The sequence below is a fragment of the Chryseobacterium culicis genome, from assembly GCF_900108365.1.
GTDB lineage: Bacteria > Bacteroidota > Bacteroidia > Flavobacteriales > Weeksellaceae > Chryseobacterium > Chryseobacterium culicis.
Genome location: NZ_FNWQ01000005.1, coordinates 161823 through 185651 on the forward strand (window position 1 = coordinate 161823; position 23829 = coordinate 185651).

At 37.8% G+C, this 23829-nt stretch carries 20 protein-coding genes and 3 tRNA genes; 5 read left to right on the forward strand and 18 right to left on the reverse strand.

The window, feature by feature from the left end; all coding sequences use genetic code 11:
- Nucleotides 1–8 precede the first annotated feature (8 nt).
- The 5 genes from BLW74_RS17440 to BLW74_RS17460 all read right to left on the reverse strand — a co-directional run bounded on the left by BLW74_RS17440 (nucleotide 9) and on the right by BLW74_RS17460 (nucleotide 8176).
- On the reverse strand, nucleotides 9–1646 hold the full coding sequence (locus BLW74_RS17440; protein WP_089694459.1) for a T9SS type A sorting domain-containing protein: 1638 nt from the start codon (nucleotides 1644–1646) through the stop codon (nucleotides 9–11).
- A 272-nt stretch (nucleotides 1647–1918) separates the two neighbouring features.
- Nucleotides 1919–3376 (reverse strand): TolC family protein, encoded by a 1458-nt coding sequence (locus BLW74_RS17445; RefSeq protein ID WP_089694461.1) that lies wholly within the window; start codon nucleotides 3374–3376, stop codon nucleotides 1919–1921.
- Nucleotides 3348–6539, reverse strand: coding sequence for an efflux RND transporter permease subunit (locus tag BLW74_RS17450; RefSeq protein ID WP_089694463.1), 3192 nt, complete (start codon nucleotides 6537–6539; stop codon nucleotides 3348–3350). The genes BLW74_RS17445 and BLW74_RS17450 overlap by 29 nt, the downstream gene beginning before the upstream one ends.
- Before the next feature lie 21 nt (nucleotides 6540–6560).
- Nucleotides 6561–7643 carry an efflux RND transporter periplasmic adaptor subunit gene (locus BLW74_RS17455; protein ID WP_089694734.1) on the reverse strand — a complete coding sequence of 361 codons (1083 nt, stop codon included), beginning with the start codon at nucleotides 7641–7643 and terminating at the stop codon, nucleotides 6561–6563.
- Between the two features lie 146 nt (nucleotides 7644–7789).
- The gene (locus tag BLW74_RS17460) at nucleotides 7790–8176 is read right to left on the reverse strand and encodes a hypothetical protein (RefSeq protein WP_089694464.1); all 387 of its coding nucleotides are present in this window, start codon (nucleotides 8174–8176) and stop codon (nucleotides 7790–7792) included.
- A 649-nt stretch (nucleotides 8177–8825) separates the two neighbouring features.
- On the opposite strand from BLW74_RS17460, the gene BLW74_RS17465 reads away from it, so the two are divergent.
- Entirely contained in the window at nucleotides 8826–9218 is a 393-nt protein-coding gene (locus BLW74_RS17465) for a multicopper oxidase domain-containing protein (RefSeq protein WP_089694467.1), read from the forward strand.
- Nucleotides 9219–9256: 38 nt separating this feature from the next.
- Entirely contained in the window at nucleotides 9257–9691 is a 435-nt protein-coding gene (locus tag BLW74_RS17470) for an META domain-containing protein (protein ID WP_089694469.1), read from the forward strand.
- 67 nt (nucleotides 9692–9758) lie between these two features.
- Here the strand turns inward: BLW74_RS17470 and BLW74_RS17475 are convergent, their stop codons facing one another.
- From BLW74_RS17475 to BLW74_RS17515, 9 genes are all read right to left on the reverse strand, one after another.
- Nucleotides 9759–10019 carry a SemiSWEET transporter gene (locus BLW74_RS17475; protein WP_089694471.1) on the reverse strand — a complete coding sequence of 87 codons (261 nt, stop codon included), beginning with the start codon at nucleotides 10017–10019 and terminating at the stop codon, nucleotides 9759–9761.
- A 35-nt stretch (nucleotides 10020–10054) separates the two neighbouring features.
- Nucleotides 10055–11089, reverse strand: a complete 1035-nt coding sequence (locus tag BLW74_RS17480) for an NAD(P)/FAD-dependent oxidoreductase (protein WP_089694473.1) — start codon at nucleotides 11087–11089, stop codon at nucleotides 10055–10057.
- A 54-nt stretch (nucleotides 11090–11143) separates the two neighbouring features.
- On the reverse strand, nucleotides 11144–12082 hold the full coding sequence (gene porN / locus BLW74_RS17485) for a type IX secretion system ring subunit PorN/GldN (protein ID WP_089694475.1): 939 nt from the start codon (nucleotides 12080–12082) through the stop codon (nucleotides 11144–11146).
- Nucleotides 12083–12102: 20 nt separating this feature from the next.
- On the reverse strand, nucleotides 12103–13695 hold the full coding sequence (porM, locus tag BLW74_RS17490; protein WP_089694477.1) for a type IX secretion system motor protein PorM/GldM: 1593 nt from the start codon (nucleotides 13693–13695) through the stop codon (nucleotides 12103–12105).
- A 52-nt stretch (nucleotides 13696–13747) separates the two neighbouring features.
- Nucleotides 13748–14446, reverse strand: a complete 699-nt coding sequence (porL, locus tag BLW74_RS17495; protein ID WP_089694480.1) for a type IX secretion system motor protein PorL/GldL — start codon at nucleotides 14444–14446, stop codon at nucleotides 13748–13750.
- Between the two features lie 53 nt (nucleotides 14447–14499).
- Nucleotides 14500–15924, reverse strand: coding sequence for a T9SS ring complex lipoprotein PorK/GldK (porK, locus tag BLW74_RS17500; protein WP_089694482.1), 1425 nt, complete (start codon nucleotides 15922–15924; stop codon nucleotides 14500–14502).
- 108 nt (nucleotides 15925–16032) lie between these two features.
- A complete protein-coding gene (gene glmS, locus BLW74_RS17505; RefSeq protein ID WP_089694484.1) occupies nucleotides 16033–17886 on the reverse strand; it encodes a glutamine--fructose-6-phosphate transaminase (isomerizing) in 1854 nt (617 codons plus the stop codon).
- 30 nt (nucleotides 17887–17916) lie between these two features.
- Nucleotides 17917–19551 (reverse strand): DUF4270 family protein, encoded by a 1635-nt coding sequence (locus BLW74_RS17510; protein WP_089694486.1) that lies wholly within the window; start codon nucleotides 19549–19551, stop codon nucleotides 17917–17919.
- Between the two features lie 13 nt (nucleotides 19552–19564).
- Nucleotides 19565–20335: a glycogen/starch synthase gene (locus BLW74_RS17515; protein ID WP_089694488.1), complete on the reverse strand. Its 771-nt coding sequence runs from the start codon at nucleotides 20333–20335 to the stop codon at nucleotides 19565–19567.
- A gap of 171 nt (nucleotides 20336–20506) precedes the next feature.
- Here BLW74_RS17515 and panC point away from each other — a divergent pair, with 171 nt between their 5' ends.
- Complete coding sequence (gene panC, locus BLW74_RS17520; RefSeq protein ID WP_089694490.1) at nucleotides 20507–21355, forward strand: pantoate--beta-alanine ligase; 849 nt, start codon at nucleotides 20507–20509, stop codon at nucleotides 21353–21355.
- A 188-nt stretch (nucleotides 21356–21543) separates the two neighbouring features.
- Here panC and BLW74_RS17525 read toward each other — a convergent pair.
- The 3 genes from BLW74_RS17525 to BLW74_RS17535 all read right to left on the reverse strand — a co-directional run bounded on the left by BLW74_RS17525 (nucleotide 21544) and on the right by BLW74_RS17535 (nucleotide 21862).
- Nucleotides 21544–21616, reverse strand: a tRNA-Lys gene (locus tag BLW74_RS17525).
- A gap of 55 nt (nucleotides 21617–21671) precedes the next feature.
- A tRNA-Leu gene (locus BLW74_RS17530) sits at nucleotides 21672–21754 on the reverse strand.
- Between the two features lie 35 nt (nucleotides 21755–21789).
- Nucleotides 21790–21862, reverse strand: a tRNA-Lys gene (locus BLW74_RS17535).
- 115 nt (nucleotides 21863–21977) lie between these two features.
- On the opposite strand from BLW74_RS17535, the gene BLW74_RS17540 reads away from it, so the two are divergent.
- Nucleotides 21978–22493, forward strand: a complete 516-nt coding sequence (locus BLW74_RS17540; RefSeq protein ID WP_089694736.1) for a shikimate kinase — start codon at nucleotides 21978–21980, stop codon at nucleotides 22491–22493.
- 17 nt (nucleotides 22494–22510) lie between these two features.
- On the opposite strand, the gene BLW74_RS17545 is transcribed toward BLW74_RS17540, so the two are convergent.
- Nucleotides 22511–22948 carry an RNA-binding S4 domain-containing protein gene (locus tag BLW74_RS17545; protein WP_089694492.1) on the reverse strand — a complete coding sequence of 146 codons (438 nt, stop codon included), beginning with the start codon at nucleotides 22946–22948 and terminating at the stop codon, nucleotides 22511–22513.
- Nucleotides 22949–23003: 55 nt separating this feature from the next.
- On the opposite strand from BLW74_RS17545, the gene BLW74_RS17550 reads away from it, so the two are divergent.
- Nucleotides 23004–23762 (forward strand): hypothetical protein, encoded by a 759-nt coding sequence (locus BLW74_RS17550; protein WP_089694494.1) that lies wholly within the window; start codon nucleotides 23004–23006, stop codon nucleotides 23760–23762.
- The last annotated feature ends 67 nt before the right edge of the window (nucleotides 23763–23829 follow it).

A 23829-nucleotide genomic window follows, 5' to 3' on the forward strand; every position in this document is an offset into this window, starting at 1 on the left:
AAGTGTATTTATTTTTTAATCAATTTAGCATTCGCTGTTTTATTAGTATCCGTTTTTATCGTCACCAGATAAGCGCCCTGAACCAAAGCCTGAGTATTGATCTTGGTTACTTTATTCTTAGTTTTTAAATTCTGAAGCTGTCTGCCACTCATGTCATATAAAAGAATATCTGCGTCTTTAAAGTCAAAGCCGATTTCTACATAAGCATAGTCTGAAACAGGGTTTGGATAGATTTTGATATCATATTTTTCAATCAGCTGATCAACCTGTCTGTCACCCAGCTTTACAATCTTCCAGTTTTCTTTGCCCAGTTCTTCTGCGCTGGTTCCGGCCAGAACAATTGATCCGTCTCTGTTTAATTTAATATCAGACAGTCTTTCCTCCCTTTTTCTGGATTCTCCTTTTACATGCTTTCTCCACTGCTCATTTCCGTTTTGGTCGAGATATAACATCCAAAAGGTTTCGTCGTCGGTTTGGATTCTTCCTTCAGCCTGAGTATAACCTCCCAGCAAAATACCTTTAGACTTCTCGCTTCCATCTTCCAGCCTCCCGCTTACCACACTCATTCCCATCAGAATATCACGGTTTTTGAAGTTGTAGGATTTCTGCCACTGCTCATCACCTCTTTCATTTAAAGCAATCAGCCATAGATCGGTTCCTTCTTCAATGCCGACCGTTTTATTTCCCGATCTTTCTGATCTTGATTCTCCTCCTATGATAAAGCCATTTGAAGTTAAAGCCAGGGTTCTGATATGATCATCTCCTTTTCCTCCAAAATTCTTTTCCCATTCTACTTTTCCGGTTTTGTCAAGTTTCACGATCCAGTAGTCGCCTTCGCCATAATTGCTGCTGGCTTTTGGTGTCTGGCTAATGGCTGTTGAAGAGGCAGATCTTTGGTTGCCTGCCTGAGCGCTGGCAGATCCCGAAACACGAACCTCGGAACTTCTGGAATAAATACCCAGTAATGCTCCGCCATCACGAGTTGGAATCATTTTTTCCACTTCGTCTAATCCTTTTCCTCCTAAAATAAGCTGTGAAAGTTCTTTTCCGTCTTTATCCAGTTTTGTGATTAAAACATCTTTGGAACCGTAACCTTTTAAATCCTGAGCTTGTCGAAGGGCTGTAACATTGCCGGCAACAAAGAACCCTAAATCTGTCGTCTGAATCACAGCTCTTGCTTCTTCATCGGAAGAACTTCCTAAGGTTTTCTGCCACAATTCATCCCCAAATTCATTGATTCTGATCAACCAGATATCGGATCCTCCTTTGGATTCTTCTTTTTTATCCAGTCCTTTTCCGGAATAAGAAGTTCCTGCCAAAAGAAATCCGCCATCCTGCGTAGTAACTGTTGCTGATAAATAATCATGATTTTGTCCTGAAAAGTATCTTTCCCACACTTCTTCTCCCTGCTGATTGAGTTTAATCAAATGAAAATCATAACCGTTATTCTGCTTACTGCTTTCTGCCTGCAGCTTATTGCTCTGAATAGAGCTTCCTGTGATTAAATATTGCTGGTCAATTGTCGTGGTAACCTGGCTTAGAAAATCCTGGGTAGAGGATTTGATGTCTTTCTGCCATACTACTTCCTGGGCAGATAGCCCCAAAGCAGTACCTAAAGTACAGGCACCGAGATAAAGTTTTCTCATTTTAATGTTGTTTTCTGAGTTATAATTAGCTTATTAAAAAACTTCGCGAATTTAACACTTTTTAAGACACGATAATCATATTACTGTGGTATGCTTTAAATCATACTATTAATGATTAAATTCTCTTTATGAAGCACTAATGTTTGTCCTTTTGTGATGTAAAAATATCTACACACAGCGACAAAACATGTCGTATTAAAAAGTAAAAAGGGCCGATCCTAAAAGAACCGACCCCAAAACATTAACTGTTTATTGATAGAATTATGATATTTCTATTTCCAGCCTCCACCTAAACTTTTATAGATGTCGACTACTGTGCTGAGCTGCTTCTGTTTTGCTTCGATAAGTTCCATTTTAGCATCCAGCGCATCTCTCTGGTTTAAAAGAACCTCAAGATAATCCGCTCTTGAATTACGGAACAACTGATTGGCAATATCAATTGACTGATCCAGGGCTTTGGTTTCCTGTGATTTCAATTGATAGTACTGATCTATATTTTTAACTTTCGACATGAGATTGGCAACATCCAGATAGGCATTCAATATGGTTTTATCATATTCATATAACGCCTGAACCTGTTTTGCATCTGCTGTCTGGAAATTAGCTTTTATCGCGCTTTTATTGATCAGCGGCCCTGCCAGCTCTCCTGCAAGATTGTAAGCAATTGATTCCGGCATTTTAACAAGATAAGAAGGTTTGAAAGCCTCCAGACCTAATGTTGCAGAAATTTCCAAAGAAGGATAGAATTCTTTTCTTGCTGCTTCCACATCAAGCTTTGAAGCTTTTAACTCTAATTCTGCCTGCTTAATATCAGGACGGTTGGCCAGTAATTGAGATGGAATTCCGGTATATACTGTAGGAGGAATGGTAGACATAAAGTTTTCCTTCGCCCGCACAATTGGCTGTGGATATCTTCCCAACAGCGCATTGATTTCGTTTTCCTTCTCCGTAATCTGCTGGCGGATCGTATATTCTGCCGCTTTAGATTTAGCCAGTTCTGCTTCAAATTTCTTTACCGCAAGTTCCGTTGCCGCTGCCGCCTCTTTCTGAATTTTGGAAATTTCCAATGCTCTCTGCTGAAGCTTGATATACTGCTGTATAATATCCAATTGATTATCAAGAGCCAACAATTCATAGTAATTGTCTGCCACTTCTTCAATAAGATTAGACAAAACGAAGTTTTTTCCTTCTACCGTAGAAAGATAATGAGCTACCGCAGATTCTTTTTCGGTTCTCAGTTTCTTCCAGATATCAATTTCCCAGCTGGCATTTAATCCTGCTTCGAAATTTCCAAGCGGATCCGGCATTTCTTTTCCGGGCTCAATCTCTGTGGTAGCATCTCCGGCTCCTTCACTGGTGTAACGCCCGGATTTTTTCAGCCCGGCACCTATTCCTGCGGAAACTGTTGGAGTCAATCTTCCTTTTTTAGCTAAAACTCCGCTTTTTGCAATTTGAATCTCCTGAAGAGTGATCAGCAGTTCCTGATTATTTTTTAAAGCTGTTTCAATCAGGCTTACGAGGTTTGGATCCGTAAAAAACTGTCTCCACGGGGTTGTCCCGCTATTGTTATTGGCATCCTGCGGCTCTTCCTGATTAAAGTTCTGAGGGATATTTTCTTTTACCTCGTCTTTTATGACAGTCGCCATGGGTGCCTTACAGCTTGCAAGTACAAGCGATAAGGCAATGGTGGTAATTATATTTTTAGTCTTCGAATTTTCCATCATGTTCATAAGGTTCAGTTTGTTCTGTTAAAGGATTTTCTTCTTCATATCTGGCCAGTCTTGACTTTTCAGCAATGGTTCCGAAGATATAATACAATCCTGGGATAATCATCAACCCGAAAACGGTTCCGATCAACATCCCTCCCGCGGCGGCTGTACCAATGGTTCTGTTACCAATAGCTCCCGGCCCTGTTGCAATCACCAGCGGAATCAATCCCGCTACGAATGCAAAGGATGTCATCAAAATCGGACGGAAACGAATAGCTGCTCCTTCAATAGCCGCTTTTGCTACCGGAATTCCTTCTTCGGCTTTCTTCTGCACCGCAAATTCTACAATTAACACGGCATTTTTACCTAAAAGCCCGATAAGCATAACCATGGCCACCTGCGCGTAGATATTGTTTTCCAGCCCTAAAAGTTTTAAACATAAAAAGGCTCCGAAAATACCTGTCGGCAGTGACAGAATTACCGGCAACGGAAGAATAAAGCTTTCATACTGTGCAGAAAGGATCAAGTAAACAAATCCTAAACACACCAGGAAGATAAATACAGCTTCATTTCCACGGCTTACTTCATCTTTAGAGATACCAGCCCAGTCGATACCAAATCCTCTCGGAAGCGTTTTATCCGCAACTTCCTGAATCGCCTTAATGGCCTGCCCGCTACTATACCCAGGTGCCGGACTTCCGCTCACCTCTGCAGAGTTATACATATTATGTCTTGTAATTTCTGATAATCCATATACTTTTTCCAGTCTCATGAAATCTGAGTACGGAACCATCTGGTCTTTATCATTTTTCACATACAGTTTCAACAGGTCAGTAGGTAAAGCTCGGTATTGGGGGCCTGCCTGAACAATCACCTTATAAGGTCTGTCAAAACGGATAAAACTCGTCTCATAGTTTGATCCGATAAGTGTAGATAAGTTATCCATCGCTTTTTCAATTGTTACTCCTTTTTGCTCTGCAAGATCATTGTCGATCTTAAGCATATATTGCGGGAAACTTGCGGAATAGAAAGTAAATGCCGATCCAAGCTCCGGACGCTTCTTAAGCTCCTTCACAAAGTCATTACTTACCTGTTCCATTTTATGATAATCTCCACTTCCTGCTTTATCCAGCAGACGTAGTTCAAAACCACCTGCTGCTCCGTATCCCGGAACGGATGGCGGCTGGAAGAATTCAATATTGGCTCCAGGTATATTTTTAGCTTTTTCTTCCAGTTTTTCTATAATCTCTGTGGCAGATTCTTTACGTTCTTCCCAGCTTTTAAGGTTAATCAGACAGGTTCCTGAGTTGGATCCGGTACCTTCAGTCAAAATCTCATATCCGGCAAGGGATGAAACAGACTGCACGCCATCTATGTCTTCAGATTCTCTTAAAAGTTCTTTGGCAATCTGATTGGTTCTTTCCAATGTTGATCCCGGAGGGGTCTGGATAATGGCATAGATCATTCCCTGGTCTTCCGCGGGGATAAACCCGGAGGGTAAAGAGTTGCTAAGGAAGAAGGTACAGGCACAAAATGCTAAAAGTAACGGTAACGTTATTGTTTTTTTCGTCACTGTTTTATTCAGCATTTTCTCATATCTGCCTGCTCCTTTTGTGAACAGGTTATTGAATTTATCAAGGAAAACAGTAACCGGTGTTTTCTTTTTAGCTTTTCCGTGGTTATTTCTTAAGATCAAAGCACATAAAGCTGGTGTGAGCGTAAGTGCAACAACCCCCGATAAGATAATGGATGAAGCCATTGTAATAGAGAACTGACGGTAAAATACCCCTACCGGACCAGACATAAATGCAATCGGGATGAATACGGATGCCATTACCAATGTAATTGCGATAATTGCACCACTGATTTCATGCATTGCTTCTTCTGTAGCCTTTAACGGGGATAGATGTTTTTCTTCCATCTTGGCGTGAACAGCTTCAATGGCAACAATTGCGTCATCTACTACAACCCCGATCGCCATTACTAGGGCAAAGAGGGAAATCATATTCAGGGTAATTCCAAAGGCGGACATCACGGCAAATGTTCCTACCAATGAAACCGGAACAGCCAGAGCCGGAATTAATGTTGAACGCCAGTCTCCAAGGAATAGGAATACCACAATAGCCACCAAAATGAAAGCTTCAAATAATGTGTGGATTACCTTTTCCATGGATGCATCCAGGAATCTGGAAACGTCATAACTGATGTCGTAGTGCATTCCTTTAGGGAAGTTGTTCTTTTCAAGATCCTTCATCAATGCTTTTACATTTTTGATAACGTCACTTGCATTGGATCCATAAGATTGTTTTACGGTAATTGCTGCGGAAGGCTTCCCGTTCAAGGTAGAATAAATATCATACATTGAACTTCCGAACTCGATATCAGCCACATCTTTTAACCTCACCGATTCTCCATCCGGTTTTGCTTTCAGAATGATATTGCCGTAATCTTTTTCGTTGTTAAAACGTCCGGAATATTTTAATATATATTCAAATGACTGAGAGCGTTTTCCGGAGCTTTCTCCCGTTTTACCGGGTGATGCTTCCAAACTTTGCTCATTCAGGGATTCCATTACTTCATCAGCTGAAATATTATAAGCGGTTAACCGATCCGGTTTAAGCCAGATACGCATTGCATATTCACGGGTTCCCAGGATATCGGCAAAACCTACACCACTTACCCTTCTCAATTCAGACATTACGTTGATATCTGCATAGTTGAAAAGGAACTTCTGGTCGGCTTTTGGATCATCACTGTACAGGTTAATGTACATCAGCATATTAGGCTCCTCACGTGTGATTTTTACCCCTTCTCGCACTACAAGAGGCGGAAGTTTATTCACTACGGATGACACACGGTTTTGTACGTTTACTGCCGCTACATTGGGATCTGTTCCCAGATCAAATACCAGCTGAATCGACGCTTCCCCGTCATTCCCTGCATCTGAGGTCATATATTTCATACCCGGAACCCCATTTAATCCTCTTTCCAAAGGAATTACAACGGATTTAATCAACAATTCGTTGTTAGCTCCGGGATATTCTGCGGTAATATTTACTTTAGGGGGAGAAATGGATGGGAACTGCGTCACCGGTAGTTTTACCAATGACAATACTCCCATAAATACAATAATCAATGAGATTACAATGGACAGAACTGGTCTGCGAATGAATTTTTTAAACATACTGCTTCATTTTAGAGACCATTACTCTGCTTTTAATTTCAATGACTGAAGAACTTTCTTAGGATCCTGGAATTTTGTTTTCACCTTTTGATCATCTTTCACCTTCTGAACGCCTTCCAGAAGAATCTGATCTCCTTTTGACAATCCGGAAGCTACGATATAAAGGTCCGGAAGTTCATAAGCAATTTTAATATTCCTGGATTTTGCCACTCCGTTTTTGTCAATAACAAATACATATTTCTGATCCTGAATTTCATAGGTAGATTTCTGTGGAATAATCAAACCGTTATGAACAGGCATTGTCATCTGTATTTTTCCGGTTTCTCCATTTCTAAGGAGCTTATCGGGATTAGGGAATTTTGCTCGGAAAGCGATATTTCCGGTTTCGTTATCAAATTCTCCTTCAATAGTCTGGATCTCGCCTTTTTGCGTATACATCTCTCCGTTTGCCGTGATCAGGGATACCTGATTACTTCCTCTATCTGCAGCGCGAGTCTGATAGCTCAGATATTCTGGTTCAGAAACATTGAAATATGTATAAATATTGGTATTATCCGATAATGATGTTAAAAGATCACCTTCGTCTATAAGACTTCCCAGTTTCAGAGGAATTCTGTTGATAATACCGGAAAACGGGGCTTTAATATCCGTAAATGAAAGGTGGATCTGAGCCAGTTTCATTTCAGCATTGGCAGCATCAAGCTTGGCTTTTGCCATTGCTCTTTCATTTTTGGAAACAATATTATTTCCTGCCAGTGTGCTTGCATTTTTAAGCTCGATAGAAGCCTGTTCTACCTCTGCTTTTGCTTTTAGTAATTCTGCCTGATAGAGTTTAGGCATAATTCGGAACAATGTTTGTCCAGCGTGTACGTACTGTCCTTCATCTACAAAGATTTTTTCCAGGAAACCTTTTTCCTGAGCTCTTACTTCAATGTTTTTTACAGATTGAATCTGGGCTACGTATTCTTTGTTGATTACGGTATCCATTACCACAGGGGACGTCACCGGATATACGGCGACTTCTTCTTTTTCTTCTTTTTTCTTATTGCAGCCAACCGCCAACAGCAGGGCACTCAGCGCAATTCCCGAAGCAACTCTTTTTATCATAATTCTAGAGTTTATATAAATCGTTAATGTTTTGTAGAAATAAAACGGTAATAAGAGAGGAACGTTGTGATGATTACCGGCATACACAGCGTAAGATTTTCCAACCCGGAATCAGGCAGAAAATAGATAAGAAAGGATCAATTTTAGATTCTAATGGAGCGGATAAGAATAAATCGTTTGGTTGACAGGCCAAAAATAAAGCCGTGAATATCCGGTTTTGATCTTTTATAACTTTTTAATCCGAAAATATAAACCAGCGAGAAAACGCCTGCAAAAACAATAACAGCCTGCCATACGTCAGACAGCTGGAAGTCATTTTCTGTAAGTTCTAACGTAGAGCTGTCAATATTATCAGCCATTTGCTGAACAGAAAGTTTTTCAAAAGTCTGATTCAAACGGTTGGCTCTTTTAGGCATATGATGAGAAGGATGACCGGTATAGTCATTTCGAAGCGTCTTTACATCGATTCTGCTTTCTACTACAAAGAGCAGAAAAAGACCGGTTAAAAAGTATACTAAGAAGTTTCTCATTTTGAAGTTGCAAATGTACACCCAGATTATGATATTATCATCATGGATTAACAAAATTTAACTATCCTTTAAAATACCTAAAGAGAAAAAATTGATAAATCGTAAATTTTTCCTTTATCCAAGCATAACGGGAATGATTCTTGAATCCATCTGTGCTGTTTTTAATTTCCAAAAATCAAGCCACATTTCTTGAGTAGAAAAAAATCTAATGCCAGCGTTGTTTCTTTTTTTGACATTTTAAAAGGCAGATGCATTGGCATTTTTCTCAGGTTCTTTAAGAACTGATATAAAATCACTACTCTAACTTTTATCATAATTCATGATTATTAATATTGGCTTATTGTTTCTCTCTCTTTTTTGAATTACTTTTGTCAAAAATTAACACAACAAATGAAAAAAAATTACAATCCCATTCTCAAATTTTATTCCCGCAAAGAATCCTTACTCACAAACACTTTCCCGAATTTTTTAGATTAAGTATTAAGTCCTGTTTCGTGAAAAATGTTTCAAAAAACAGTGAGTTAAATTCATAAAAATTTACATTTACTGTTAGTTTATGAAAAATTAACACATATTTATCAAAAATATTTGTAAATTTATAAGGCATTAACATCATAATTCATGAAACACTTTAAAATCACATTTCACTATGAAAAAATTATTAGTACCAGTTCTTTTCGGACTGACCCTTATTTCCCTAACAGCGTGTAAGCATCCGGGAAAAGAAGCGGAAACCTTTACCGCTGCTGCTCCTGAAAATGCAGATGACATTTCCAAAAATGTGTATGTTGACAGTTATGGAGAAAAAATAGAAGTTACAATCAACAATACCAAAAATACCGCAACAATACATTTAAACGGTAAAACTTTTGACCTTAAAAAAAGCGATGCTTTACCGGAATATACTGCCTCTAATGAAGAGTATCAATATTCTGATATTAAAGGAAATATAACCTTCCTGAAAAAGAATGTTGACATGGTTCTGTTCCATCTTAAACAGTCTAAAAAGGAGTCCGGTCCTGCAAAAATGGCATCGTATTAGCATAGAGACTATCATTCATCCTTAAAAAAATAAGTATTATGAAAAGTTGGTATTATTATTTATCGGCGCTTGTTATCGCAACATTTTTAGTAGTTTCCTGCAACACACAGAATGCACAGAAAACAACTGCAGATATTACCGGAAAAACATGGAAGCTTACTGAGCTTAACGGAAAGCCTATTGATCTTAAAAATCCTAAGAACAATCCTTATTTCAAACTTGACATGAATGATATGAGATACCAGGGACATGCAGGGTGCAACGGTTTGGGAGGAACATTCGAGATCAAACCTGAATTGATGAGAATAAAATTCAACCAGGGAATGTCTACCATGATGGCCTGCGAAGATCTGGATATTGAAAACCAGTTTACAAAAGCAATTCTTGCAGCAGACAATTACTCTGTAAACGGAAATACTCTTACTTTAAATAAAGCAAGAATGGCTCCTTTAGCAAAATTTGTTCTTCAATAATATTATTTCACTTAAATAAAAAGATAAAGACGCCTCATCTATGGGGCGTCTTTATTATGTTATTCCGCTATTCTTTTTTATTGTACATGATGTAACAGATCAGAAGACTTATATTCACCAGCACAGCAAAAGCATTGGATAAAATAATAGGCAGCTCATCTTTTTTAAAGCCGTACCATACCCAAAGTGACAGCCCTGAAATGAGAACTAAAAGCATTAGCAAAGAGATATCTTCTACGTTCTTTTCTCTGATTACCTTTACCAGTTGTGGAATCATGGAAACAGACGTAAGAATTCCGGCGATTATACCTAATATATTTTCATCCATAGATTATACATTTTTAATATTTATACTAAGATATGTTAATGAAATCTATTTATTGACACTTCTTCATGCAAAGGGATACCTTCTTCTATCCATTGGTACAGGTCTCTCGTGAAATAACATCCATTCAGAATGCCGCGGGCCCCTAACCCGTTGAAGACATATAAATTTTTCAATGTCTCGTGTCTTCCTATAATAGGTCTCCTGTCTTTTACTGTAGGGCGGAAGCCGAAATGTACTTCTTCCACTTCAAAATCATAAGGATAGAATTCTGAAAGTCCTCTCACCAGTTGCTCAACAGCAGATTCGTCAATGTGGTGGTGAAGCTGCTCTCTGTCGTAAGTTCCTCCATAAAAATAAAGCCCGTTTCCGGTGGGGAACAAGAAATGTTTTTTCTTAATGGTTATATTTTCCTGGAGTGGCTGTGAAAGTTTTACTTTGATATGATGCCCTTTATTGGGATTAACTGCGATCTCTGAAAAGTACGGATTATCCTTCACTCCCATTCCTTCGCAAAAAATAATATTTTTAAAAGTAAAATCCTTATAGATCCCCTCGGAAGGGTTGAGTTGGGTATAATCAAACTTTTCTTTCACCAAGTGATCATTTTTTTCAAAATAATTAAATAAACCAGCGAAAAATCCATTAACATTCAATCTGGCAGACTGATTCACCTTTCCTGTCTGAAAGTCGTTTTTTACCCCATTTAAACGATCAAAATTTTTATCGAGAAAAGCTGACAATTCTTCGTTATCTGATTTTTTCAACCATAATTTCTGTTCATTTTCATCGTGAAAGATTCTGTGAATAGGAGCACTGATCAGATAGTTTTCTCCGGTATAAGATTCTATTTCTTTCAGACTGTCTTTAAGAAAATTTATCTGCTCCTGTGCTTTCCAGAACGTGGTAAACTTCTTTAGAACAACGGGATTGATGATTCCCGCCGAAACCTGAGAAGCACTTTTTCTGCCTTCAGAAAAGATAACAAAGGACTTATTATTCCTAATCAGCTGATGAGCCATAAAAAGCCCTGCGTATCCGTCTCCTACAATAATATACTCTACATTTTTCATAATAAAAAAACCTGAGTAAAAATACTCAGGTTTTCTATAAATATCAAGTGAAATCTAGTAATTCCACATATCATTTTCCATGTCAAGAATCTGTGCTTTGATTCTGTCGCTTTCTTCCAGCTGTTCATCAGCATTTTTAGGAATATAGTCTTTAATAGTACCATCTCCTAACCCCGCTGAAGATTTATAAATGATAGAAGAGAATCTTCTTGCATTGATAACATCATCAAAAGACAGATCAGCAGACGAATTTTTTCTGTTAAAGACATAATTGTTTGCCAGAACATCACGAGCACTTGGATAATAGATCCAGAACAGATCAATAAGCTCATCATTGCTTGCGATAGGCTTACCATCCGGTCCGATCACTCCCTGTACAGCAGGATCTGGTCCCATAGCAGCAATACCAAGAGGTCTGTATTTCATTTGTCCGTCTCTCTTATCAATAAACCACATACCCATGATTTTAAGAACTTTTACTTTATCCGTAGTTGTCTTAAATACGTCAGTATATTGTTTCTTTTCTGCTTCCGTAAGCTGTCTTCCAGAGTTCAGGATATCAATAGCAGCATCATTGATGATCACTTTTTCCAATCTTTTCTGAATGCCTTCAGGAGAAAGTTTTACTGTAAAGTTTTCATCGTCATATACCTGCTCGATCTTACCACTCAAAGCAGCATCCAATAATAATTGGTATAGAGATCTTGTAGGAGTAGAAAGAAGACCATCCGGATTATCATAGTAGAAAGGCTGGTTGATCTTATCATTCATATCAATGATTTCCCACACAAACATACTTTTAAAAATATCTTTGTCTTCTACAAAACCATATTCAAGAGGTTTTACTGTTTTATCTACAATAGTATCACCAACTTTCTGTTTGTTTTCCGCTCTCATCTGTCTGAACTCTTCCGGAGAGGATGCATTCAGGATAGTTTGGGAAAAAGCAAATCCCGAAACTAATACTAAAAGGGTGCTAATATATTTTTTCATAATAAATTACAATTTTAGTCCTATGGAATGTTAATGATTATAGGAGTAATGTTTTTAATAACCTGACCATCTAAACCTTGCGCTGTTACTTTGATATCAAAGACAGAAACTACATCTCCTGATCTAAGGTTCTTCACTAATCCGGCAGCATCACTTAATGAGTTACCGTGAACCAATAGTGCTGCTCTACCAGGTACTCTAACCATAAACTGTGTTACAGTAAATGAAACCGGGAAGTCAAAGTCAGGAATTGCTGCCTGAACAGACTGATTAGGAATAGAAGTAGCCGGCATAGACACGATACTGCTTCCTCTGATCTGACCTTGTGGCGGCGGTACATTTTTAATTCTGTATTCAAACACCTGAGATACTGATTTTCCGTAAGGATCTGTTCCCGATAATGTCAACTTAACGGTATTACCCGAAGTAGGTTTTACAATCCATTTTCCTGGTCCAGTGCTTCTTACCGCTGCACCCGGAGCAGATAATGAAAGTTTAGAATTGTCTGCACCTAAGATTGATCCTGAAACAGGGTTCTCAAGTCCTCTGTACATTACATTCATTTTATCAGCTGAAAGCAATAATCCTTTTTCAAGTTTTACTTCTCTTGGTCCTGCAATTACATTATAGGTATGCGTCCAAGGGAAACTTTGCGGCTTACCTGAAGCATCTGTCAATGTAATGGTACCTCCTAATTTATGTTCACCAATTCCAGAGCCTGAAATCTGTGTAATACCTTTACCGTTTTCTACTCTGCCTACACCAGAGATACTGATCTTGTTGCTGTTAGAATAAGTTCCCAACATTACTTTTACTTCAGCCTGCTTTCCTGCCTGGATATCTACCGGACCTGAAACGATAGGCTCGTAGCTTGAGAATTTAATATTTGCATCTACTTTTTCCTGAAGTAACAGAGCCAATGCATCAGACTGTACGTTTCTGGCATCATTTTGGATAATTTCCAAATTGGATATTGCAGCGATTAACGGCTGATGATAGAATTTATTCTGGAACCAGGTCTTTTCATTTGGAGATTTTCCTTTAGGATATTCTGCAATAAGAGATTTGTTAGCTCTTTCCACTAAGTCTCTAAGCTGGGCATTATTTCCAAAAGTAGCATTGATATAGTTTCTTACATCATCAATTTTAGCTTTCAGATCTAATGCATTCTTTGATGGGGAGTTTTCGTCACCTTCTTTAAAGAAATACTCAGTAGTTGCCTCGTTGTTGTTCAATGCAGCAAAGTTTTCACTTACATCAATATCTTTTCCGGTTTTAGGATCTTTATCATGAAACTCAGACTGCTTTTTTAACAGATCTTTGATATCCTGAGAAGATTTCACCAATACATCAATCTTAGATTTCAATACTTTGTATTGAGCCCAAGGTTGTGCGTAGGTATCCGGAACCTGCTGAGCTTTCGCTTCTAATGTTCTTTCAAAGATCTTTTCGTTCTTTCTTTCTGTTAAAGTTCTGGTTTCATTCAATGCTCTGGTAGAGTCATAGTATGATCTGATGATTTCTGCATCAATATTTAGGGCCATCATCGCGATGAACACCAAATACATCAGGTTGATCATCTTCTGACGAGGGGTCTGTTTTCCTTGTGCCATTCTCTTTTCTTTGTTTTTTGATTAAGTAGTTAAATTTAGAAATGGTTAGGAATTAAGACTTCATAGCAGTTAACATACCACCATAAACTCTATTTAAATTATTAAGATTAGATGTTAAACCTTGTAGCTCTTGGTTGAATTTCTCAGATTGCTCTGCAGATTTCTGCATATCTGCTACATATTTATTAGCAAATTCTGATTGCTTTTTACCGCTTTCAAGTTGCATTGCATAAAGTGCATTCATGCTTTCCATATGCTGAGCAGCTTTGTTGAGTTGGTCATTATATTTGTGAGTAGAAGCAGATACGTCAACTGTTTGATTGATCTGATCAACAGAGTTTGAAAATTTGTCAATACCTGTTCTTAGTCTTTCAAATAGCTGAACATCTAATCTGGCATCCTCAAGCATTTTGTCCAGCTTGCTAGAAAGAGAGTTTTCTAATTCAGCAAACTGAGCTGCAGCGTTGTTATTTCTGGAAGAAACATTAGAGTGTAAAGGATTTGGGTTAGCATGTTTATCTAATAACTCAGGATAAACATTTTCCCAAGCATACGACTCTTCTGATTTTGGAGGGTCAAATGCAAAAATGATAAAGATAATTGCCTCAGTAATAAGCCCCACGGTAAGAGCGATGTTACCGTTAATAGGTCCCAAGGTAATGTGAGTAATTTTAAGCCAAGCTCCAAGAATTACAATTGCAGCACCGAATGAATAAAAGAAATTCATCCAAGCATCTTTAGTCTTAAACATATTGAGTTAGTTTTTTTAATGTTAAATAAAATTGTTATTGAAAAATTGTCTGATTAATTTCTGTTAACTCTTCTTGGCTTAACAGCTGCTTCAGGAATATCCTGTACAGTTCTGAATCCGATATAGCTTCTTGCGGAATCTTTTCTTTCCCAATCTCTAGCACCTGTCATCAGGGCATATCCTATATCTTTCCAAGATCCACCTCTTACTGATTTCTTCGTATCCTTTTTATCTTTAGTAGAAGGATTTAATGTAGAAGAGAATCCGTATGAAGAATTGTTGTAAGAAGATGATGTCCATTCAGAAACGTTTCCAGCCATATCAAATAACCCAAATCCATTTTTCTTAAATTTCTTAACTGGAGCTGTATATGTATAAGTACCTTTTTTCTCGTCTTCCATATAGTTACCTCTCTTAGGTTTGAAGTTTGCCAGGTAGCAACCTCTGTCATCCATTAAATATGGACCTCCCCAAGGGTAAGTAGCATTTTGCATTCCGCCTCTTGCAGCATATTCCCATTCTGTCTCAGTTGGAAGACGGAACACTAATGGTCTTTGTTTTTTTCTTTTTAAACTTTCGTTGTAATCTGTTTTCAATTTAGATCTGAAGTTACAGTAAGCTCTTGCCTGATCCCAGGTAACTCCCACTACCGGATAGTCTTTGTAAGCTTTGTGCCAGAAATACTGTTCAAACAATGGTTCATTGTAAGCAAAGTGGAAATCTTTTACCCACACTGTTGTATCGGGATAGATCGCAATACTTTCGCTTCTCAGGTAGTTCGCTCCTCTTTCGTTATCTGCAACAGCAGCGTCCATATCTCCCCAACGGTATGTATATTTCAGCTTACTAACATCTAAAATTCTTTCGTTTCCAATTCTTGAAGAAGATGGCAGATACATAGATTCTAAAACCTCTGCGTATTCTACATCCGGGTATTTTGAAGTACTCCAGTGTAAAGGAATTTTCCAATCTAATCTTTTGCTTGCATCATAGCTTCCATCTTCACGGCCGCCCTGGCCTTCCATATATTCTTGATAAGGTGTTAAATTTTCTTCTTTTTTAGCAAGATATGCATAATCTCCTATTGCTGCACCTTTACGTCCGCCTTCATCACCACCTTCTCCGGCAGCTTCAGCAAGTAAAGTTCTCGCGATAGAGTCTCTTACATAGTTGATAAATACTCTGTACTCTGAGTTGGTAGTTTCTGCTTCATCCATGAAGAAAGAAGAAACAGTAACTGTTTTCAATGATGCTTTTTCAGGAGTATTTGTTGGATCCTGGTCTGCTAAACCAGCAACAAATGAACCTGCAGGAATTGCGACCATTCCGTATGGTCTTTCCGCAACAAATGATTTAGTTTTTTCTCTTGGTATCAATTCTCCTTTTGTTCCTGGCTTCCCTACAGAAGAGCTGCCACCACCTGAACAAGATACCGATGCTACCGACGCAGACAATAATAAAAGAAATATCCTTTTCATGTTAATTTTTATAATTAAGCCGTAAATATATAATTTTTTTAAGAAACTTTTAAGATTTTTTTTGAAATAACGGAAGAAATCTAAATTTATTTTATTTACAACAACTTTTTATTCCACGGTTACAGATTTTGCAAGGTTTCTCGGCTGATCTACGTTGGCTCCTCTGTATACTGCTATATAATAAGCAAGCAGCTGCAGAGGCACGGAAGCAACGATTGGCGAGAAACATTCTGAAGTTTCAGGGATTTCAATAACATAATCTGCCATTTCACTCACCTGACGGTCTCCTTTATTGACTACAGCGATAATTTTTCCTTTTCTCGCTTTAATTTCCTGAACGTTACTTACAATTTTATCATAGTGGCCTTTTTTGGGTGCTATAATTACAATTGGCATATTTTCATCAATCAGGGCAATAGGACCATGCTTCATTTCTGCAGCCGGGTATCCTTCTGCATGGATGTAAGAAATTTCTTTTAGTTTTAATGCTCCTTCTAAGGCAGCCGGATAGTTGTATCCTCTACCTAAATATAGGAAGTTGGTCGCTTTCACAAAATCTTTTGCAATATTCTGCGTCAGCTCGTGGGTTGTATTCAGCACTTCTTCAATTTTCTTAGGAATAGCATCAAGCTCAGAAATTAAGCTCATAAATTCAGCGTTTCCTAAGTTTCCGTTGTGTTTTCCTAATTTAAATGCAATTAAAGTAAGAATTGTAAGCTGTGCTGTAAATGCTTTTGTAGAAGCAACCCCAATTTCAGGACCTGCATGCGTATATGAACCTGCATCTGTAATTCTTGCTATTGAAGAATCTACCACATTACATATACCATATATAAATGCTCCTTTTTCTTTTGCCAGTTTTAAAGCTGCCATGGTATCTGCTGTTTCTCCGGACTGGGAAATGGCGATCACTACATCTTTATCTGTAATAATTGGGTTTCTGTATCTGAATTCTGATGCATATTCCACTTCAACAGGGATTCTTGCATATTCTTCGATCAGGTATTCTCCGATAAGCCCCGCGTGCCATGAAGTACCGCAGGCAATAATGATAATTCTGTTGGCATTTTTGAATCGCTCCACATGATCCCAGATTCCGGCCATTTTGATTACACCTTCATCTACAAGGAGTCTACCTCTCATGGTATCGTGTACAGATTTTGGCTGTTCAAAGATTTCTTTAAGCATGAAATGCTCGTATCCGCCTTTTTCGATCTGCTCAAGGCTTAATTTAAGCTCCTGAATTTCCGGCTCAATTTTAGAGTTGTCATTAATGGTTCTGATATCCACTCCTCCTTCAAGAGAAATGGTAGCCATGTGCCCTTCTTCAAGATAAATGGCTTCTTTCGTAAATTCTACGAATGGAGATGCATCTGATGCAATGAAGTATTCTTTTTCTCCGATTCCGATTGCCAAAGGAGAACCTAATCTTCCTACTACCAATACTCCCGGATAATCTTCATGAAGTACGGTGATAGCATAGGCTCCGTACACTTCGTTCAGTGCATATCTTACTGCAGTAGGGAAATCAGTTTCAGATTTAAGATCCATAAAATACTGGATAAGGTTCACCAGTACTTCAGTATCTGTTTCAGATTTGAAAGTAAATCCTTTTTCGGTAAGCATTGTTTTGATGGTATCATAGTTTTCGATAATACCATTATGAACAATTGCTATTTTTCCATTATTTGACAAATGCGGGTGTGAATTTCTGTCACTTGGAACTCCGTGGGTAGCCCAACGGGTGTGGCCCATTCCGATTTTGGATGTTCCTTTTAAATCTTTTGAAATATTCACCAAATCCTCAACCTTACCTTTTGTTTTTTCTACTTCAAGCTTATTGTCTGAACCTTCTAAAACAATTCCGGCACTGTCATATCCTCTATATTCTAATCTTCTAAGACCATTAATTACAATTTCGTAAGCGTCTTGAAAACCTGTATATCCTACTATTCCGCACATATTATTTTGTCTCGTGTTTTTTGTTGTATGTTATTTTTTTGTAGCGTAAGTCACTTTAAGCTGGACTCTGTTCGCATTTGTTTTATCTGATGAACCTGTAAGAATAACTCTATTCATGTCAAATGCTCTTGTCGTATTACGAACACCTAAAAGGTTTCCTGTAGCATTGGCAGCGAATGTTCCTGCATTGATCCATAGTGGCTTATTCGTCACCGGCTGTACTACGCCGCTAACTGTTTCTGTTTTTCCTTCAACAAGATCTTTAACCGTTTTTGTCACTATAAAATCATAGTACATTTTATCTGTATTGTAATTATATAAACCAAGTCCGGCTGACAGATCTGATGTGAAAGCTAATTTTGAGAAATCAACAGGAGTTCCTGTTATTGGGTTTATTGTAAACCTGCGGTCTTCTGTAGAGTTGGTATTCTTCCAGCTGGCAGGGTCCACATATACTCTGATCTTGGCACTTAGAATACCTGCTTTATCTTTATTATAAATATCTCTAAGAGCTGCAATGGTAGCATCCGGAATTTTTACAATTGCAGAAGGCCCTCCCATTCCCTGAACGTAAAGTTTGGCGTCTCCATCAGTAGTATTAATTGATGCTAATGCGCTTGCAGAAGGAGTTCCCCCTCTGTTGTATTCATACTGTCCGATATGGGCATTAAGACCTCCAACGTTGAAAACAAGGTTTGTTTGTGGTCTTGTAGTGGTTCCGTTATCTACTTTATCATATTTATAATACATGATCAGCTGCAGATCATTAGGAGAGAACTGATAAAGATATTTATCCGTTTCGTCCACAGAAATTCTGATTCCTTTAAAATATCTGATAAAGTTGGAAGCATCCTGAAGTTCAGGTTTTCCTTTTTTGTCAAGGATGTGTGTCTGGAAAAAGTCTGTATTGCTTAATTTCAGTCTGTATCCAAGATTTCCTGTGAACACCACAGAATTATCAGATTTTTTGGTAATAGAGATGGAGCTTACGTTACCGTCAAATACTCCTGAACCCAGGAGTTCACCAGTACTTACAGTCTTATTGGAACGTTTGAAACTGTCGTCATTAGAATCCAGGAATGTAGTAATCTCATGCACATTGATCTTCATTGACTTTGAGCCACCTCCTATTTTACCGTATTTACGAACGGGATATGTTTTTTTCTCAATAGAAACTTCTGTTGCGACTCCGTCTACCGGGAAATCCGTTTTTGTGTAGGTATTTGTCTTTAATGAATCTCCTTCAAAATAATAGGTATTGGAAGTTGTATTTGCTGGCGGTCTTACGACAAGAACTACGGAGTCTACTTTTGGGTTGGCCCCGTTAAAATCGAAATTATCCACAGGCATTCTTAACTGGGTAAGGTAAGAAGCTCTCTGCATTCCGAACTGGCTTTCTGTAAATGCTCCAAGAACACCTACCGTTAAGGCTCCACCGCTCTCATTCAATCCACTGATCAATCTGGCAGCATCACTTCGGATAGAGTCATTATTATTATAGTTGTACGCAATAACGTCATATGAAATTTCATTACCTTGTGCAGCATCATTATTAAACAACTGCTCACCAAGAGAATCCGGATCTGGTTCACAGTTATAAAGGATTGTACTTCCGAAAATCGCCAGTAAAAGCATGGCGAATGTCCTTTTAAGAGTATGAGTCATTAAAAATGTGTTTTTAATAAAGTTGATTAATAGAATCTATGTCAAGATATTCCGATTTTTCGGTAGCTGTTTCGTTGAAAGCCTTATCCAGGTCTTCATCCAGAAACTCGTCGCCTTTCACAACGGCATTTACATAGTTCATACTTTCGATAACAAAACTTTTAATTGTTGGATTATCTAACGCTTTTAGTCCTGAAATATTATCAAACTGTAGTTTTTCGTCGATCTTTTTGTCCAGATCAGCATCTTTCTCGTTATAAAGAGAAAGTACAATTTTTGCGTCTTTGAAATAAGTGTCTGATTCGTAGTAAGTTTTAAGATAAATCGGAACAAAAGAAGACATCCATCCGTTCAAATGAATAACATCCGGCACCCAGTTCAGCTTCTTGATTGTTTCAATAACCCCTCTTGCAAAGAAAATGGCTCTTTCGTCATTGTCTTCGAAAGGATTTCCTTCATCGTCGAAATAATATTGTTTTCTTTTGAAGTATTCTTCGTTGTCAATAAAGTAAACCTGAAGTCTTTCCCCCGGAAGAGACGCTACTTTAATGATCAGAGGCTGATCCAGATCATTGATAATGATATTCATACCTGACAGGCGGATTACCTCATGAAGCTGGAACTTTCTCTCACTTATTTGTCCAAATCTTGGCATAAAAACTCTTACATCATTGCCTTCTTGGTGCATCTTAAGTGCCATTTTGTTTACCACTGCAGCCATATTTGTGTCTTCCTGATATGGATACATCTCTGTAGTAATGTACAGTATTTTTTGATTCGGCATAAACTTTCTATCTAATTTTTGTAAAAATGCTTTAATGTGCAAAATTACAAAAAAACATCCAACATTATTTTAATTAACATTTTTTTACGAAAATTCCCTATCCCTAATTAGTAAAAGCACATATTATTATGCAATATTTTTACTATTTTTGAAATAGTATTAAAATAAACTATGGAAATTATAAAGAACAGGAAAGTCCTGCAGGATTTCATTGAAAGACAGAAAGAAATGGGGAAGAGAATCGGCTTTGCTCCTACTATGGGTGCCCTGCACAAGGGTCATCTTTCTCTGTATGAAGAAGCAAGAAAGGAAAATGATCTTGTTATTTCGTCAATTTTTGTGAATCCAACCCAGTTCAACAATCCTGAAGATCTTGAAAAATATCCAAGAGATATTAACAGGGATCTCCTTATTCTTCAGAATTCAGGGCTTGTGGATGCTGTATACATCCCGGAAGTAGCAGATATTTACCCTGAAAAAACGGAAAGCCAGCATTATGATTTTGATGGATTGGAAAATGAGATGGAAGGAAAATCAAGACCGGGGCATTTCGATGGAGTGGGAACCGTGGTAGAAGAGCTATTCAGACAGGTACAGCCTGATAATGCCTATTTTGGAGAAAAAGATTTCCAGCAGCTTGCTATTATTAAAAAAATGGTAGAGAAAAAGCACCTTCCCGTTAAAATCACAGGAGTTCCTATTTACAGAGCAGAAAACGGATTAGCATTAAGCTCAAGAAACCAGAGACTTCATGAAGACAGAAGAGAAGCTTCAAAACTCATTTACGAAACATTAAAGAAAGTGAATGACTGGTTCCGAACCGTTACCATACCGGAAATAAAACAGAGAGTAGAAGATATTTTTGATGACCAGCACGGAATGAAACTTGAATATTTCCTTATTGCCGATGAAAAAACACTTCAGGAAACTGATTTTTTCTATAAAGACAGAAATTTCAGAGCGTTTATTGTAGTAGTGGTAGACGGAGTAAGATTAATTGACAATTTGCATCTGGATTAATACATATATATAATATACTTATATAATAAGAAACTCTGACGGCTTTCGTCAGAGTTTTTTCTTTTTTGTTATACTCACCGCTGGTATTTCAGACTTCATACAAAAATCAAAGGCCTCCTGAAGGAAGCCTTTGAAACACCAAATCACAAAATATTAATATGAAAAAAATTTACTTTTCAGTAAACTTGTGACCCGGCTGGGATTCGAACCCAGGACCCATACATTAAAAGTGTATTGCTCTACCAGCTGAGCTACCGAGTCGGCCACAATTAAAATGAAATAAATTTCACTCTTAATTATAAAATTTTCTTTGCAGTGCCTGCGACTGGACTCGAACCAGCACATCCTTAGGAAACCACCCCCTCAAGATGGCGTGTCTACCAATTTCACCACGCAGGCAATAAAATCACAAAATAAGTAACTTTAATTGCTAGTGACCCGGCTGGGATTCGAACCCAGGACCCATACATTAAAAGTGTATTGCTCTACCAGCTGAGCTACCGAGTCGGCCACTTATGGAACAAGTTTTCATTTAAGTAATGTCCCTTGTTTTAAGTGGTGCAAAGATATGACTTTTTTCTTTATCTCAAAACTTTTTCGCAAATTTGTTAAAAAAAATTTCATGGTAATTTCATTGATCGGATACATGGGAAGTGGCAAATCTCACATTTCCAAAATATTAAGCGAAAAAATCAATTTTAAACTCATTGACCTCGATAAAGAGATTTCCAGAAGAAATAAATTAACCATCCCGGAAATATTTGAAAAAAAGGGTGAAATTTACTTTAGAAAGCTGGAAAGGGAGGCTCTGGAAGAGATATTGGCTTCTCATGAGAATGTAGTGGTAAGCCTTGGCGGAGGAACTCCTGTGTATTATAATAATATGGAGATCATCAATCATAATTCTAAAAGCGTTTTTTTAAGAAGCTCTGTAGGGACTTTGGTTGAAAGGCTTTCGAAACAGAAAGAAAAAAGACCATTGATTGCCAATATTTCTGATGAAGACCTTCCGGAATTCATCGCAAAACATTTATTTGAAAGAAATCAGTTTTACAGTAAAGCACAGTTCACGGTAGGTACAGATTCCAGAGAGCCGGAAGACATTGTGAACGAAATAATAGAAAAGCTCTATCTCTAGAGCTTTTCACTGTTGTTTTAATCTTCGTTTTCTTCTTCTCCGCCTGTTTCTCCAAAGAAATCATCCCAGTCTGTAAAATCAGAATCAATATCATTTCCTACATAATCATCCATTTCGCGTCTGTCTTTTTTGGTAGGCCTTCCTTCTCCTTTGTTTCTGTAATAGTCCTGTGACATTTTACGAAGCTTCAGGATTTCATACTGTTCCTTGTCTGTAACATCTTTTATATGCAGCGAAACCAATTTGGCTCCTATCCTGCTTTTGGGAATCTGAATTACCTTTATTTTATAATCAATCTGATTCTTACGGATTTTAATAGTATCTCCTTCTTTTACCTCTTTAGATGACTTTACGGCAGACGCTCCTATAGAAACTCTATTCTTTTTAATCTCCTCTGCTGCAATACTTCTCGTCTTATAAAAACGAATGCTCCATAAAAATTTATCTATTCTCATAATTTTTTATACTTTTGCCGTTATATTATTTGTAAAGTAATTAAAGTTTTTTGAAATGAAAAAAATATTTTTATATATCCTTGCAGGATCTTTGTGTTTTACTGCTTGTAAGAAAGATGATGAAGTGTCAACCTATGTAGAGCCGGAAGACATTACGACACAAAACACCTATGACGATCAGGCCATTAAGAAATTTATGGATGAGAACTATCTCGATGCACAGGGTAATATAAAAGCATTCAGTTCTACGGATACTTCCGATGATAACGAAAAGAAATTATCTGAGTTGAATCCTGTAACACTTCCATCAGGAACCATTTATATCATGAGAACCGGAGCACAGCCTTCACCAGCTGACGAACAGGTTATTGGCAGCACTGATATTATTAAAGTCATGATGAAAGCCACTACTTATCTGGCAATCAATTCGGATGGAAAATCTTCATTTACTGCCGCTACCGATTTCATGAATACCATCAATGGGACTGGAATTCCGGCAGTTGATCCAAAGTTCTACTATACTGCACCCAATGATCCATTGATTACCAATGCCACTACCGACGCTGCAAAAAAACAGAGCTACTATATGATTGAAGGATTCAGTGAAGCATTGCAGAAATTCAAGGCATTCAACAATTATTCCAGCTCAGAACCCTATAACTTACAGGGAGTTATTATTGTTCCTTCAAGAGCTGCTTTTGCAAGAGATCCTTATTTCCCTTACAATTACCCAGGTTACAGCCAGGTGATTTCATTGAGAAACAAGACTTTTGTTTTCAACTTCCAGGTGTACAACAGAGCTACAAGACCTTAGAAATATTGAAAATTTAACCCGAAATAATTTATAAACCCCGCAATAATTATTGCGGGGTTTATTGATA

Coding starts and splice junctions, on each gene's coding strand:
- BLW74_RS17440 (WP_089694459.1), bottom strand. CDS start 1,646: ATGAGAAAACTTTATCTCGGTGCCTGTACTTTAGGTACTGCTTTGGGG.
- BLW74_RS17445 (WP_089694461.1), bottom strand. CDS start 3,376: ATGAACATGATGGAAAATTCGAAGACTAAAAATATAATTACCACCATT.
- BLW74_RS17450 (WP_089694463.1), bottom strand. CDS start 6,539: ATGTTTAAAAAATTCATTCGCAGACCAGTTCTGTCCATTGTAATCTCA.
- BLW74_RS17460 (WP_089694464.1), bottom strand. CDS start 8,176: ATGAGAAACTTCTTAGTATACTTTTTAACCGGTCTTTTTCTGCTCTTT.
- BLW74_RS17465 (WP_089694467.1), top strand. CDS start 8,826: ATGAAAAAATTATTAGTACCAGTTCTTTTCGGACTGACCCTTATTTCC.
- BLW74_RS17470 (WP_089694469.1), top strand. CDS start 9,257: ATGAAAAGTTGGTATTATTATTTATCGGCGCTTGTTATCGCAACATTT.
- BLW74_RS17475 (WP_089694471.1), bottom strand. CDS start 10,019: ATGGATGAAAATATATTAGGTATAATCGCCGGAATTCTTACGTCTGTT.
- BLW74_RS17480 (WP_089694473.1), bottom strand. CDS start 11,089: ATGAAAAATGTAGAGTATATTATTGTAGGAGACGGATACGCAGGGCTT.
- porN (WP_089694475.1), bottom strand. CDS start 12,082: ATGAAAAAATATATTAGCACCCTTTTAGTATTAGTTTCGGGATTTGCT.
- porM (WP_089694477.1), bottom strand. CDS start 13,695: ATGGCACAAGGAAAACAGACCCCTCGTCAGAAGATGATCAACCTGATG.
- porL (WP_089694480.1), bottom strand. CDS start 14,446: ATGTTTAAGACTAAAGATGCTTGGATGAATTTCTTTTATTCATTCGGT.
- porK (WP_089694482.1), bottom strand. CDS start 15,924: ATGAAAAGGATATTTCTTTTATTATTGTCTGCGTCGGTAGCATCGGTA.
- glmS (WP_089694484.1), bottom strand. CDS start 17,886: ATGTGCGGAATAGTAGGATATACAGGTTTTCAAGACGCTTACGAAATT.
- BLW74_RS17510 (WP_089694486.1), bottom strand. CDS start 19,551: ATGACTCATACTCTTAAAAGGACATTCGCCATGCTTTTACTGGCGATT.
- BLW74_RS17515 (WP_089694488.1), bottom strand. CDS start 20,335: ATGCCGAATCAAAAAATACTGTACATTACTACAGAGATGTATCCATAT.
- panC (WP_089694490.1), top strand. CDS start 20,507: ATGGAAATTATAAAGAACAGGAAAGTCCTGCAGGATTTCATTGAAAGA.
- BLW74_RS17540 (WP_089694736.1), top strand. CDS start 21,978: ATGGTAATTTCATTGATCGGATACATGGGAAGTGGCAAATCTCACATT.
- BLW74_RS17545 (WP_089694492.1), bottom strand. CDS start 22,948: ATGAGAATAGATAAATTTTTATGGAGCATTCGTTTTTATAAGACGAGA.
- BLW74_RS17550 (WP_089694494.1), top strand. CDS start 23,004: ATGAAAAAAATATTTTTATATATCCTTGCAGGATCTTTGTGTTTTACT.